The organism is Pseudokordiimonas caeni (assembly GCF_026719705.1).
Classification (GTDB): domain Bacteria; phylum Pseudomonadota; class Alphaproteobacteria; order Sphingomonadales; family Kordiimonadaceae; genus Gimibacter; species Gimibacter caeni.
Window position 1 is genome coordinate 231,412 of sequence record NZ_JAPPRR010000003.1, and the last position, 12,914, is coordinate 244,325.

Sequence of the window (12,914 nt, forward strand, 5' to 3'; positions counted from 1 at the left end):
CAATTATGTTCAGCCATCGTTCAGGAGCGGCCCGATAGTCTGTGTGCAAGCTTCGTTATAGAGGATTGTTTCTGATGAAACGAATGTTCCGCAATGTGACTGGACTGTTCACCCTGTCGGCCCTCGCTCTTGCCCTTGCCGCACCCGTGATGGGTGCTGACGATGACAACAAGCCGACCCGGCTCGAAAAGCGCAAGGCTGCCGTGATGGAAAAATATGAGCGGACGGGAGAGGTGAAGCGCTGCGTGCCGCTGCGCGAGCTTCGGTCATCTTCGATCCTGGATGAAAAGACGATTTTCTTCCGGACCAATAATGCCCGTGGCTATCTTGTCGAGATGGCCAACCGCTGCCCGCGCCTCGCCTTCGAGGAACGCTTCGCCTACAAGACCTCGCTCGGGTCCCTGTGTTCCCACGATATCATCACGGTGATCGACAGTTTCGGTCGTGATTGGGCAAGCTGCGGCCTCGCCGATTTTCAGGTGATGAAGCGCCGCGAAACCCCGGCCGAGGACGGCACGGTCGATTCCGATGCCGACACCGATGCCGATACAGACGGCAAATAAACCGCAGATATAAGCCTTTAAACAGGCCGCCCCGCGACGGGGCGGCCTGTCGCACCTGCCGAGCATTTTATCGCAATCGGCTGTAATCTCTTCCCTATTGCGCGCATACCCCTCCGCATAAGCCCGAGACATGGGCAGCGAGGGGAAACGTGATGAATCTGACGGAGAAGAGTCTCAAGAATCCGGCCATTCTGGCCGTTATTACCGCGATGGTGGCAGCGCTCGGCGTCCTGATGCTGACGCGGCTGCCTGTGCAGCTATTTCCGAACATCGAACGGCCGCAGCTGGGCGTTCAGGTTTTCTGGCGCGGCGCGAGCCCGGCTGAAATCGAATCCGAAATCATCGAGCCGATCGAGGATGTCATGCAGGGCATGCCCGGGCTCGATGAAATGCGGACCTTCTCCAACAATACGTTCGGCTTTGTGTCGCTGACCTTCACGCTTGAAGCCGACATGGACCGCGCGCTCATTGAGGTGATCAGCCGCATCAACCGCTTGCCCCCGCTGCCGGCCGACGCCGACCGCCCGCAGGTGCTGATGAACGGCGGCGACCCGTCAGGCGAGACGCTTATCTATCTTTTCACCCAGTTCAGCGACGAAAGCACCCTGAAGCCGGATGAATATACCCGCTTCATCGATGATTATGTGGTGCCGGAGCTTGTGGCCATCGAAGGCGTTGCGAACGTTTCGGTGGAAGCAGGCGCAGGCTTTGGCGAGCAGCTGCAGATCGAGTTCGATCCCGAGCGCGCCGCCGCCCTTGGCATCGACATCCGTAACATCGCTGCGCGCGTTGGTCGCACGGTCGACAGTTCGGGCGGCTTCATGGATGTGGGCCGCCGGCGTTACATGATCAATTTCCAGGGCCGCTACGAGCCCGAGGAACTGCGTGCGCTGATCCTCGACTGGCGCGATGGCAGCCCGGTGCGGCTTGGCGACATCGCCACGGTGAAAACCGGCCCGGCACCGACCAATCAGGTGGTTTACCAGAATGGCCGCCCGGCCATCGGCATGCGGATCGTCCGCGAATCCGGTGCCAACGTGCTGGCGACCATCGACAAGCTCACCGAAAAGCTCGATCAGATGAATGCAGGGCCCCTGAAGGAAAAGGGCATCACGATTGCCAAGTCCTTCGACCCATCCGTTTTCATCAACCGCGCGATCAGCCTCCTCAGCGGTAACCTTTTCATCGGCTCCATTCTTGCTATCGGCATCCTGTGGCTGTTCCTGCGCCAGATGCGGGCAACCCTTGTGATCGCCATGACGATCCCGATCTGCCTCCTTGCTACCATGATCGTGCTTGGCCTCTTTGGCCGGTCGGTGAATGTGATTTCGCTTGCGGGGCTTGCCTTCGCCTCGGGCATGGTGGTGGACGCAGCGATTGTGGTGCTCGAAAATATCGTGCGACTGCGCGAGAAGGGCGAAAAGCCGACTGCGGCTTCGCTTCTGGGCGCGCAGCAGGTTTGGGGGGCGCTTCTGGCTTCCACCGCCACCACTGTTGCGATCTTCGTGCCGATCCTGTTCCTGAAGGATGTGGAAGGCCAGCTTTTCGCTGACCTCGCCATCACCATCGCCATCGGCGTCGGCCTGTCGCTGATCGTTGCCGTGACCGTGCTGCCGGTTGCGGCCGAACGCTGGCTGAAAAAAATGCCGCCGGCGGACGAACGCTCGGCGCGGGCGGCGCGTTTCTCGCACCGGCTGATGAAGCTTTCATCCACGCCGCTGCGTCGGGGTGTGGTGATCGTCGGTCTCATCGGTGGGTCGCTTGGCCTTTCGTGGGTGATGCTGCCGAACCTCAACTATCTGCCGCCGATCAAGCGCGATGCGGTTGATGCCTTCATCCTGTTCCCGTCAGGGGCCAATCAGGAAATGATCGAGAAGGAAGTGGTGGATGTGATTGTCGAGCGGCTCGACCCCTATATGAAGGGCGAGAAGGAACCGGCACTCAGGAACTATTATATCATCACCTTCCCGAACGGGCAGGGCGGTACCCTTGGTGTGCGCGCCAAGGACCAGAACAAGGTGAAAGAACTGCAGGAAATCGTGCAGAACGAAATCCTTGCAGGCTTCCCGGATATCTTCGCCTTCGCCCAGCAGGGTAACCTGTTTGGCGGCTTCGGCGGCGACGGCGCGGTGGAGCTGGCGATTCAGTCCCGCAATCTTGATGGCCTGCGGGAAGCCACCACACAGGCGATGGCGCTGATCAATGAACATCTGCCCGGCGCCCAGACCCAGCCGAACCCCGATCCGAACGTGGTGACGCCGGAGCTGAAAGTATCGCCCAACGACCGCCGCCTGGCCGAAGTGGGCATGCGCCGGGATGACCTTGCGGCCATCGTGCGTGCACTGGGTGACGGCCTGTGGCTTGGCGAGCATTTCGACGGCGACAAGCGCGTCGACATGATCCTCAAGGCCGATCACGAGCTGAGCCCCGAAGACCTGATGAGCATCCCGCTCGTCACCCCGCTTGGCGGCACCGTGCCCCTTGGCGAACTGGTGAATATCGAGCGGGGCGTTGGCCCCACCTTCATCCAGCGGATCGAAGGTCGCCGCAGCGTCAGCTTCAATATCAGCCAGCCGGACGGCATGGCCCTTGAAGACATGGTCGAAATCCTGAAGACGAAGGTGGAACCGGCGCTCCGGCCCTATATGCCGGCGGATGCGACCATCACCTATGGCGGCAGCGCCGATGCGCTGGAGCGTGCGGTGACCTCTCTCAGCATGAATTTTGTGCTGGCGCTTGGCCTCCTGTTCATGATCCTTGCCGGCTTGTTCCGTTCGCCGAAGGATGCGGTGATGGTGGTGATCACCATTCCGCTCGCCACTGTCGGCGGCGTGGCGGCCCTGCAGCTGATGAACCTCGTCACCTTCACGCCGCTCGATCTTCTCACCATGATCGGCTTCATCATCCTTCTGGGGCTGGTGGTGAACAACGCGATCCTTCTGGTGGATCGTACCCGCCGCGGCGAGGCCGAAGGGCTTTCGCGCGCCGAGGCGGTGGAGCAGGCGGTTGCCCTGCGTCTGCGGCCGATCTTCATGAGCACATCGACGACCATCATGGGCATGCTGCCGCTCGTGCTGTTCCCCGGCGCCGGCAGTGCAATCTATCGCGGCATGGCGACCACCATCGTTGGCGGCATGGCGGTTTCGACCATCTTCACGCTGGTGCTGCTGCCGTGCCTCCTGAAGCTCGAAGGCCTTGGCAGCCTGAAGCGGCTGTTCCGCCGCAGCGAAGCTTACGGGGCTGCCGAGTGATCGGCACCCCCACCTTAAAAAGAACAGACACAGAAATGACTACAGCGAGGAACAAACAAATGCGTACCTTCCGGATTCCCCTGATCGTGGGACTGATGCATGCCCTGGTGCCGACCGCCGCAATGGCGCAGAACGGCCCGCCGCCCGCGCTTGTCGAGGTGGCACCGGCGACCGAAGAGCGAATGGCCCCGGTGATCACGGTACCGGGCACGGTCGTCAGCCTTGGGGACAGCCGGATCGCGGCCGAAATCAGCGGCAGGGTCACCTGGGTGGCACCTGAAGGCACGCTCGTGAAAAGGGGTGATGAGGTTGCCCGCATTGATGACCGTAACCTCAGCCTCACCCTTGGCCGTAACGAGGCACAGGTGAAGCGGCTGGAAGCACGGCTTGGTTACCTGAAGCTCGATCTCGCCCGCCTGCAGGAACTGGCGACCACCAACCACACGCCGACAAGCCGCGTGGAGGAAGCAACCAGCAACCTTGCAATGGTTGAGCAGGAACTGGCCGAAGCGCGCATCGTGCGCGACCAGACGAAGGTGGACCTTGACCGCACCCGCGTGCGCGCCCCGTTCCCCGGTCGGGTAGTGACCCGCCTCGCCCAGATCGGTGAATATGCAACGCCGGGGCGCGAGATTGTCCGCCTTGTCGATACCGAACATCTGGAAGTGACGGCACAGGCACCCGTCAGCCTGTCGCACGTGCTGGAGGATGGTCTTGCCGTGACGCTGAGGAACGGTGAACAACTGGTGGCCACCAGCCTGCGTGCCATCGTACCCGTGGGCAATACCGCAAGCCGCACGATGGAAGTGCGGGCTGTGGTGCCAGCGGATGCAGGCTTCGTGGTCGGCAGCCCGGTGCAGATCGCCCTGCCATCAAGCACGCCGGAACGGGTCGTCGCCGTGCCGCGCGATGCACTCGTGCTGCGGTCGGACGCGACTTACATCTATCGCATCAACGGCGAGAACAAGGCCGAGCAGATCCTTGTGGAAACCGGTGCGGCCGATGGTGCCCGCATCGCCCTGAAAGGCGATGACGTAACGGCTGGCGACCGTATCGTGGTGCGGGGCGGCGAACGCCTGCGCCCGGGGCAGGACGTGCAGGTCAAAGCCGATCTGGCCGAGCTTTACTGACGGAGTGGCGAGTAAGCCTTGACGCGACCAGCGAAAATGATTGGCGCGGCTGCCCCATCCCCCCATAATGCCGATGCGTCCGCCCGTGAGGGCGGCGGCAGGGGGAATGCAAACGGGGCAGCCGTGTCCATGAATAAACTCTTTATCGACCGTGGCCGGACTTTCTGGATCTTCCAGTCGGTCGGCTGGCTTGGCTACGGGATGGTCCGGATGTTCCACGGCATGACCGTGGGCCAGCCGATGGCCGACTATTACAAGCTGATCATCGTCGCCATTGCCATCGGCCTATTGATGACGAGCGGCATGCGCCGGGTTTACCATCTGGTGCGCGGCCTTTCGCTGCCTGTGGTGCTGGTTACCTCCATTGTCCTGTGCAGCGTGTTGGGGCTGCTTTTCTCGTCTATCGAAACGGCAATTGTGCCGATGCTGATGGATGGGTTTGAGCCGCCCGTGGGTCTTGCCCGCTTTGGCAACGCCATGTTTGAGGCAACCGCCCTGTTCGCATGGACGGCCATCTATTTCGGCTATCACTATTACACCGGCTTTCAGGAACAGCAGGAACAGGCGCTGAAGGCGACCGCGATGGCGCATCAGGCGCAGCTCAAGATGCTGCGCTACCAGCTCAATCCGCATTTCCTGTTCAATACGCTGAATGCCATCTCCACGATGGTGCTGGAGAACGCCCGCGACGACGCCAACAAGATGGTGACGAAGCTTTCTGCTTTCCTCAGGTACACGCTTGTCAACCAGCCGACCCAGAAAGTGACGCTGGAGCAGGAGCTTTATGCCCTTGGCCTGTATCTCGATATTGAGAAGGTGCGTTTCGAGGACCGGCTGAAAATCGAGTATGATATCGACGAGCGCGCCAAGCCGATGCTGATCCCGAGCCTGATCCTGCAGCCGCTCATTGAAAACGCCATCAAATATGGCATCGCGCCATCGATGGATGGCGGCACCATTGCGGTGAAAGCCCGCACGATGGTGGATGGCCGCCGGCTGGTGATCGAGCTTTCGGATACCGGCCCCGGCATTCAGGATATCGAACATATCAAAAGCCAGTCGGGATCGGGTGTCGGCATCGCCAACACGCGCGAGCGGCTGGCGCAGATTTATCCCGGTGACCATGTCTTCCGGATCACCAACCTGCTTCCTCAAGGGTTGTCGATCACCATCGATATCCCGTCGGAGCGCGAAGCACCGGCCATGGCGCGCAGTTACTAGGAGAGACCATCCATGAGCGCGAAAATCCGCACCCTGCTTGTTGACGACGAACCGCTTGCCGTGCGCGGCCTGAAAATCAGGCTGGAGCCTTACGAGGATATCGAGATCGTGGGTTCCGCCGCCAACGGGCGCGATGCCGTGAAGCAGATCAAGGAACTGAAGCCCGATCTCGTGTTCCTCGATATCCAGATGCCGGGCTTTGATGGCTTTGCGGTGATGCGGTCGCTGATCGGCGAAACCGAAATGCCCATCGTCATCTTCGTCACCGCGTTCGACCAGTATGCGCTCGAAGCCTTCAAGGCCCATGCGCTGGATTACCTGATGAAACCGGTGGAGGAAGAACGCCTCGCCGAAGCCATCGTCCGTGTGCGCGAGGCGCTGGCCCAGCGGCTAGCGGTGGAGCAGACCGCGAAGCTGATGGAGCTTCTGGATAATATGGACAACCCGCCGAAGGAGGCGCTGACCGCCATCCTCGAGGCGCCGGTTGAAACCCGCGACGACCGCTTCGATCCGCACCTTCGGATCAAGGACCGCGGCCATATCACCATCGTGCCGGTTTCCGAGGTCGATTATATCGACGCCGCCGGCGACTATATGTGCATCCATGTGGGCGAAAAGACCCATATCCTGCGCGAGAAGATGAAACAGATGGAACGCCGGCTGGACCCCAAAATCTTCCAGCGCATCCACCGTTCCACCATCGTGAACCTTGAACGCGTGAAGGAAGTCCGCCCGCACTCGAACGGCGAATGCTTCCTGACGCTGCTGAGTGGCAAGGAACTGAAGGTCAGCCGCAGCTACAAGGACGTGCTGGGACGGTTTCTTTAACCCCCGTTCGCCCTGAGGAGCCCGAAGGGCGTCTCGAAGGGCGTGCCACCTTCCCGGTCTTCGAGACGAGGCTTTGCCTCTCCTCAGACCGAACGGTGCATGTGTGGCCGCCGTCATGCCGGGTCTGACCCGGCATCCAGCGGGTCTTACGGTCAGCATGGACCCCGGATCAGGTCCGGGGTGGCGATAGAGTGGCTGCGAGCTTTGTAGCCAATAGCTACTCAGGATCATTAACTTTTCATTAAATTTTAATTGGACGCGATGTCGGCTTTCGGCTAAACGCAAGATTGTATTCTTGGGGGATAAATCAGGCGGGCCGACGGCGACCGGGCCTCCCCGATGCGGATCGCGTCATTGCCTTTCCATAATATTCGGAAGGGTTTTTGAGGGCTTTGAACAGGCAGGCGACTGGCCAATCCCTCTAGGGATTATCAAATGGGGGTTGTTCATGATCCGTCTTCTTTCCGGCGTCCGAGCAGCGTTCGCTGCTGTAGTTTTGATTGGAGCGCTTTCGACCGGTGCTAATGCAGCTGTCTACGAATTCACGGGAGATGCGTTGATTTCGGCGGACAAGGCCGCTTATTTTGGCTTTTCTTCAATGGGAACCTATAGTTTCCATGCGAAACTGACTATCGACGATCCACATCCAACCAGTTCTTTCCTTATTGATTCTGAATATCTTCATGATGAATTGTCGTTCTACGAATATTCGATTTTCCAGTGGACTTTGGGGAATAAGTCTTGGGAATTTTACGGTGGAAATACGTACGATCAAAACCAGATCGTCGTCATAGACGGGATTGAAGACCGTATTTATGGCACTTTAGATGGGTTAAATGTGGAGGGATATGAAGAGGTTGCCTTACCGGGTATAACCATTACTGGAAGCGCTCTTTATGCTCAGAACGACAATGAGCATATATTTTCAGGCTCGGATATTGCGCAGCTGGACAACTGGAATGACATTGAGACAACACTGGTTGCGCCGGGGCTTCGTGCTGGAGGAGCAATTGGTATAGACCTGCAGCCGGGTTACATAGGTTTGTACAATGTTGTAATGACCAGGGTCGATGGTTCGGTCAGCGGCATCCCCGAACCCGCCACATGGCTCATGATGATCATGGGCTTTGGCCTCGCAGGCGTTGCTGCCCGGCGCCGGAGATGGCTGGCGGCCTGAGGCGCGCTCGGCCCATCACGAAAGCCCTGCCGGGACGACGGGGCCTTTGTTTTTGCTTCCGGCGCGTGGCGGATCGGGGCATGCTCCGGCCACCGAAAACAAGAGCCACTGTTCGCCATGCCCTTCACCCATCGTCTTGCCACCCCCGCCGATATCCCGCGCCTCACCGAAATCATGGAAGCATCGATCAGCGGGCTTTTGCCGGGCTTCCTGAGCGCAGAGCAGGTGACGGCCTCGCGCGCGCTGATGGGGCTTGATACCCAGCTGATCGAGGATGGCACCTATGTGGTGGTGCTGGACGGCGACGTGATCGTCGGCTGCGGGGGCTGGTCGCGCCGGGCGACGCTCTATGGCGGCAATCACACCGCAGGCCGTGATGCGGCACTGTTGGACCCCGCCAGGGACCGCGCCCGCATCCGCGCCATGTACACCGACCCCGCCCACGCCCGGCGCGGCATTGGCCGGCAGGTGATCGAGCTTTGCGAAGCTGCTGCCCGCTCGGAGGGCTTCACGCGCTACACCCTGATGGCGACGATGGCGGGCGTGCCCCTATATGAAGCCTGCGGCTACACACCCGTGCGCGAGGAAACCGTGATGGTCGGCACTGTCGGCGTGCCGCTGGTGGAAATGACAAAAGGCTGATCCGGGTCAAGGAACCGTCTCCCGAAAGCTGGTAGAGGAAAGCATCTGCAAGATAGCGGGAGGTGCGATCATGGGCTGGTTTTCAAGACAGGTGCGCCGGATGGGTGTGGCGGGGGCGATCGGCGCGGCGGCCTCGGGTGCGGCCATGGCCTCATCTGTGGTCTACACCTTCACCGGCACGGCCGACTTTCAGGGGAACGCGGCGCTTGCCACCGCTTTTGGCTATAGCCTTGCCGACCCTGCAACCTTCACCGCCCGTTTATGGACCGACGACAGTCTCGTGCGGTCTGCTGCTTTCTTCAAGGGCCAGCACGATGACACGGACTATGTGGCCCAGCAGGCGCGCTATTCCTATGGCTATTTCAAGTGGGAACTGGGCAACCGGAGTTGGGAATACGGCCCCGTCACTGATACCATCGGCAATCTCATCGGGATTTTCGATGGCATCAGCGACGGCACCACCAATATCTATGATTTCATGCGCGCACAGGGTGAGACGGATGTATCGCTCGGCGGTCTCAACATTACCTTCGCGCAGGTCAATGCCTTCAGCCTTGATGAGACGCTCATATCCGGCAATGACATGATCCTTTTCGACCAGTGGCCGATCCTTGCGCAGAATTCGGTGGAAGGCAGCATGATCTGGACTGACCTTGGCGAGGTCGATCTCTATGCCATCAGCATGGTCAAATCCGCGGGCCCGGTGCCGGAGCCGGCCACCTGGCTGATGATGCTGATGGGCTTCGGCCTTGCGGGCAGGGCGGCGCGTGGCCGCGGGCTCAATGCCCGGCGTACACCGGCGTGAGGGGATGATGGCCGTCCCGCGCAGGAAGCGAGACGGCCTGAGTGCAGGGTGGGGTTACCAGCCCACGTGTGGGGCGTCGGGCCCCATCAGCCAGGGCTCGATGCCGACGAAACCGCCACCGTTGCCGGTAAGGTCGACCGGGTCAGATACCGCCGGGCGGTCGTCCATGGGAAGATCGATGCCGGCGCCCAAGGCCCAGTCATGGATTGCCTGCCACGCACCGTCGCCAATGGCATCGTAGGAGCCTGCAAGCTCCCCGCTTTCCAGGGCTTTCTCGAAAGCCAGCCACGGCTCGCCTTCGATCTCCACCCCGGCCAGATCCCAGCTTGCCGGGTCTGCCAGTTTGGCGAGGAGTGTCTCGACGGTCGGCGGGGTGGCACCGTCGGCAAATCCGCAGTCGATGCCATCCGTGAAGTCGTAGCCGGTGTCTTCATCGCCGTACCAGGGAAGAATGTGAAATTCTCCGCCATCCGCCTCCTCGGCCGCCGGCTTTTCGCTCAGCGAGGGCAAAGCCCCCTTGCCCTCCATTCTGCTCATGAATCGCATGATAGGTCCCCTTGCTTCATTCATGTGGGTTTGGTGCCATCCGAAGATGGCGGACCCCATGAAACGGCATGCGGGATGAACGGTACCTGAATAACCACTTCAGGTGGCAGTGTGGTTTTGGACTTCTGCTTTGCAGGTGCCGTGGCAAGGGCCAGTATTCTACACCGCCGGGATATGTTCCATCAGGCGGGGGCCGATGCGGACGGGTTCGATGCGTTTGGCAAGGCCCGTGCGGTCGTCGGTTTCAACGAAGGTGCCGCAGATGGTGGCGGGGCCTTCGGCCGGGCTGTAGCGTTCCTTGTTCATCTTGGTGAGAAACCGGCTGATTGGCTCGTCCTTCTGCATGCCGATCACGCTGTTATAGTCGCCGCACATGCCCGCGTCCGTCTGGTAGGCGGTGCCACCATCCAGAATCTGGCAATCAGCGGTCGGGATATGGCTGTGGGTGCCAACCACTAGGCTCACCCGGCCATCCAGATAATGGCCCATCGCCATTTTTTCGGACGTCGCCTCGCCGTGGAAATCGACAAGGATCGCATTCACGGTGACACCCAGGCGGTGGTTCTTCAGCACGCTATCAATCGCGCGGAAGGGGCAGTCCATCGGGTTCATGAAGGTGCGAGCCATGGCGTTGATCACCATCACCTTCTTGCCGCGCGGGGCCTCATAGATATGCCAGCCGCGACCCGGTGTGCCTTCGGGATAGTTGATGGGGCGGAGGATGCGCGGATCGCTGTCAATCGCGCTCATGATATCGCGCTGGTCGAACGTATGGTTGCCGCCCGAAATCACATCGGCACCCGATTGGATGACCGAGTTGGCGATCTTGTCAGTCAATCCGAAGCCTGCCGCTGCGTTCTCGCCGTTCACCACGACGAAATCGAGCTTGAGTTTCTGGCGGAGGTCCGGCAGTGCGGCCACGGCCGCGTCCCGGCCGCTCCGTCCCATCAGGTCTCCGAGAAACAACAGTCGCATGGGCGGGCCTTTCCTTTTCGTCAGGTCTTGTTGTGGCGTTGGGGCACATAGATGCCCGTTTCGGTGATGATGCCATGGAGCGGCATGTCATGCACCTCTCGCGGGATATAGTTCACGAACTGGCCGGCATAGGCAAAGCCGAATGCGGATGCCCCGGGCATCGCTGCCAGTGTGCGGTCATAATAGCCGCCGCCTTGCCCCAGTCGGTAACAGTCGGCGTCGTACGAGAGAAGCGGCACGATGAGCGTCGAGGGTGTCACCACCGGTGCATCGCCGCCCGGCATCATGATGCCATAGGGGCCTTCAACCAGCGGGTCGCCTTCGCCGAAACGGCGGAAGGTGAGGGGCTCGTCGTCACCCCGCACCACGGGAAGCGCGATTTCAAACCCGGCACGCTCCAGCGCCATCATCAGGAGGCGCGGGTCGAGTTCGTCCCCCTTTGGCCAGTAGCCGGCGATCACACTGCCCTTGGGGCGCGCCATCAGGAACTTCAGGCCGTGGTCGACAATCGCCTCAGCTGCGGCATAGCCATACATCTTGGCAAGCCCGGCACGGATGCGGCGCGCCTCGGCGCGAAGAGCCGTCTTATCTGCGTTTTCCATTGGCCGGTCCTCGGGTGGTGGGGCCGAAAGAGAAGGGTGCGGGACCGCCTCTGCCGTCTGACGTTTGTATCCTCCGGAACCTGCAATGCAGGTGGGTGCCGTATGTGCCGGACCACGATCCAGCTCAGGGACAGCTCCCTGGAAGAACTTATAGCCCCGGGGAATTACTGCATATCGCGCGCACAGCGCAGTACCCGCGCCGCTTATTTAAGCTTTCTCGAGCCTTTCTGCAATGCCTTCCACTTCTGCGGCCACTTCATTGAGGACGGAAGCGAAGTCATCGGCGCTGAAAGTGCCGACGATGCCGGGGGTGCCGCCCGATTCGAGCGCATCCTGCAATTCATCGGCAATCATCAGCGAAACCATGAGAAGGAGCCGCGCTTCGCTGACATGGCCAAGGCGCACTGTCAGGTCGCGGGCCTTGCTATCCACATAGGAAGCAAGGTCATGAAGGCGGCTTTCCTCGCCGTCGGCGCAGGCGAGGGGATAGAGCTTGCCGTTGATATTCACATTGATCTGGGCCATCTCACACCTCTGCCATCAGGCTTTCAAGCTCGGCAATCGCGGCATCGAGGCTTGCTTTCATTTCGTCGCGTTCTTCGGTCAGGCGGTTGAGCGCCGAACGCAGCGTGCGGTTTTCCACCATCAGGTCGCTATTGTCGTCCATCTGGCTGCCGGCCGCGTCATATTGGTCCTGCAACTGGGCATACTGGCGCTTCAGGAGCGCATAATTCTTTTCAATCGCCGCTTTTTCTTCCGCCACCAGCCGCAGTTCCTCGGCCAGCTCCTCGCCACCGCCTTGCGGGGCGAGCGCCATGGAGGCGATCTGTTCGTGCAGTTTCAGGTTTTCCGTCTCGAGCCGCGTCACGCGGCGGGACATTTCGTCCTTTTCCTCGACGATTTCAGACGCCATGGCGATGGCTTCGCGTTGGCTCGCCACACCCTGGGCGAGGCGCGACAAGGCCCCTTCGAGTCGCGCGCGGGCGCGTTCCAGTTCGTCCGGTCGGTGGTTTGCGGCCATGACTGTATCTTTCCTTTTGCCCGCCCTTGAGGCCTGCGAGGATAGGGCTTTCCTTGGACGAAGGTCAATCGGGCAGGTGGAAGTGTGTCGTGAGTGGCAGAAATCGGCGCATCGCGGCCCTTCTTCGGTTGACTCAGAGAGGCTTCCTCGCCA

13 protein-coding genes and 1 other RNA gene are annotated in these 12,914 nt (G+C 60.7%); 8 read left to right on the forward strand and 6 right to left on the reverse strand.

The genetic code is table 11. The features are described from left to right. The first annotated feature begins 74 nt into the window (after positions 1–74). From OU694_RS14275 to OU694_RS14310, 8 genes are all read left to right on the forward strand, one after another. Positions 75–563, forward strand: coding sequence for a DUF6491 family protein (locus tag OU694_RS14275; RefSeq protein WP_308911686.1), 489 nt, complete (start codon positions 75–77; stop codon positions 561–563). A gap of 152 nt (positions 564–715) precedes the next feature. Further along, positions 716–3,814 (forward strand): efflux RND transporter permease subunit, encoded by a 3,099-nt coding sequence (locus OU694_RS14280; RefSeq protein WP_308911687.1) that lies wholly within the window; start codon positions 716–718, stop codon positions 3,812–3,814. 59 nt (positions 3,815–3,873) lie between these two features. After that, a complete protein-coding gene (locus OU694_RS14285) occupies positions 3,874–4,944 on the forward strand; it encodes an efflux RND transporter periplasmic adaptor subunit (protein WP_308911688.1) in 1,071 nt (356 codons plus the stop codon). Between the two features lie 129 nt (positions 4,945–5,073). Beyond that, positions 5,074–6,165, forward strand: a complete 1,092-nt coding sequence (locus OU694_RS14290; RefSeq protein ID WP_308911689.1) for a sensor histidine kinase — start codon at positions 5,074–5,076, stop codon at positions 6,163–6,165. Positions 6,166–6,177: 12 nt separating this feature from the next. Continuing rightward, a complete protein-coding gene (locus OU694_RS14295) occupies positions 6,178–6,993 on the forward strand; it encodes a LytR/AlgR family response regulator transcription factor (RefSeq protein ID WP_308911690.1) in 816 nt (271 codons plus the stop codon). Positions 6,994–7,441: 448 nt separating this feature from the next. After that, positions 7,442–8,170: a PEPxxWA-CTERM sorting domain-containing protein gene (locus tag OU694_RS14300; RefSeq protein ID WP_308911691.1), complete on the forward strand. Its 729-nt coding sequence runs from the start codon at positions 7,442–7,444 to the stop codon at positions 8,168–8,170. Positions 8,171–8,287: 117 nt separating this feature from the next. Beyond that, positions 8,288–8,812, forward strand: a complete 525-nt coding sequence (locus OU694_RS14305) for a GNAT family N-acetyltransferase (RefSeq protein WP_308911692.1) — start codon at positions 8,288–8,290, stop codon at positions 8,810–8,812. Positions 8,813–8,882: 70 nt separating this feature from the next. After that, positions 8,883–9,617 (forward strand): PEPxxWA-CTERM sorting domain-containing protein, encoded by a 735-nt coding sequence (locus OU694_RS14310; RefSeq protein ID WP_308911693.1) that lies wholly within the window; start codon positions 8,883–8,885, stop codon positions 9,615–9,617. Positions 9,618–9,671: 54 nt separating this feature from the next. On the opposite strand, the gene OU694_RS14315 is transcribed toward OU694_RS14310, so the two are convergent. The 6 genes from OU694_RS14315 to OU694_RS14340 all read right to left on the reverse strand — a co-directional run bounded on the left by OU694_RS14315 (position 9,672) and on the right by OU694_RS14340 (position 12,761). Beyond that, on the reverse strand, positions 9,672–10,163 hold the full coding sequence (locus OU694_RS14315) for a hypothetical protein (protein WP_308911694.1): 492 nt from the start codon (positions 10,161–10,163) through the stop codon (positions 9,672–9,674). Positions 10,164–10,322: 159 nt separating this feature from the next. After that, on the reverse strand, positions 10,323–11,138 hold the full coding sequence (locus OU694_RS14320; protein WP_308911695.1) for a TIGR00282 family metallophosphoesterase: 816 nt from the start codon (positions 11,136–11,138) through the stop codon (positions 10,323–10,325). Positions 11,139–11,158: 20 nt separating this feature from the next. Further along, positions 11,159–11,740: a 5-formyltetrahydrofolate cyclo-ligase gene (locus OU694_RS14325; protein ID WP_308911696.1), complete on the reverse strand. Its 582-nt coding sequence runs from the start codon at positions 11,738–11,740 to the stop codon at positions 11,159–11,161. Positions 11,741–11,777: 37 nt separating this feature from the next. Continuing rightward, a non-coding RNA gene (gene ssrS / locus OU694_RS14330) (6S RNA) lies at positions 11,778–11,937 on the reverse strand. A 10-nt stretch (positions 11,938–11,947) separates the two neighbouring features. Next, positions 11,948–12,265: a cell division protein ZapA gene (gene zapA / locus OU694_RS14335; protein WP_289503662.1), complete on the reverse strand. Its 318-nt coding sequence runs from the start codon at positions 12,263–12,265 to the stop codon at positions 11,948–11,950. Position 12,266: 1 nt separating this feature from the next. Then, positions 12,267–12,761, reverse strand: a complete 495-nt coding sequence (locus OU694_RS14340; protein WP_308911697.1) for a hypothetical protein — start codon at positions 12,759–12,761, stop codon at positions 12,267–12,269. Between the last annotated feature and the right edge of the window lie 153 nt (positions 12,762–12,914).

Excerpts from the sequence above, each read along its gene's own strand:
- OU694_RS14325 (WP_308911696.1), bottom strand. The coding sequence starts at position 11,740 with ATGGAAAACGCAGATAAGACGGCTCTTCGCGCCGAGGCGCGCCGCATC.
- OU694_RS14310 (WP_308911693.1), top strand. The coding sequence starts at position 8,883 with ATGGGCTGGTTTTCAAGACAGGTGCGCCGGATGGGTGTGGCGGGGGCG.
- OU694_RS14280 (WP_308911687.1), top strand. The coding sequence starts at position 716 with ATGAATCTGACGGAGAAGAGTCTCAAGAATCCGGCCATTCTGGCCGTT.
- OU694_RS14315 (WP_308911694.1), bottom strand. The coding sequence starts at position 10,163 with ATGCGATTCATGAGCAGAATGGAGGGCAAGGGGGCTTTGCCCTCGCTG.
- OU694_RS14275 (WP_308911686.1), top strand. The coding sequence starts at position 75 with ATGAAACGAATGTTCCGCAATGTGACTGGACTGTTCACCCTGTCGGCC.
- OU694_RS14295 (WP_308911690.1), top strand. The coding sequence starts at position 6,178 with ATGAGCGCGAAAATCCGCACCCTGCTTGTTGACGACGAACCGCTTGCC.
- OU694_RS14340 (WP_308911697.1), bottom strand. The coding sequence starts at position 12,761 with ATGGCCGCAAACCACCGACCGGACGAACTGGAACGCGCCCGCGCGCGA.
- OU694_RS14300 (WP_308911691.1), top strand. The coding sequence starts at position 7,442 with ATGATCCGTCTTCTTTCCGGCGTCCGAGCAGCGTTCGCTGCTGTAGTT.
- OU694_RS14290 (WP_308911689.1), top strand. The coding sequence starts at position 5,074 with ATGAATAAACTCTTTATCGACCGTGGCCGGACTTTCTGGATCTTCCAG.
- OU694_RS14285 (WP_308911688.1), top strand. The coding sequence starts at position 3,874 with ATGCGTACCTTCCGGATTCCCCTGATCGTGGGACTGATGCATGCCCTG.
- zapA (WP_289503662.1), bottom strand. The coding sequence starts at position 12,265 with ATGGCCCAGATCAATGTGAATATCAACGGCAAGCTCTATCCCCTCGCC.
- OU694_RS14320 (WP_308911695.1), bottom strand. The coding sequence starts at position 11,138 with ATGCGACTGTTGTTTCTCGGAGACCTGATGGGACGGAGCGGCCGGGAC.
- OU694_RS14305 (WP_308911692.1), top strand. The coding sequence starts at position 8,288 with ATGCCCTTCACCCATCGTCTTGCCACCCCCGCCGATATCCCGCGCCTC.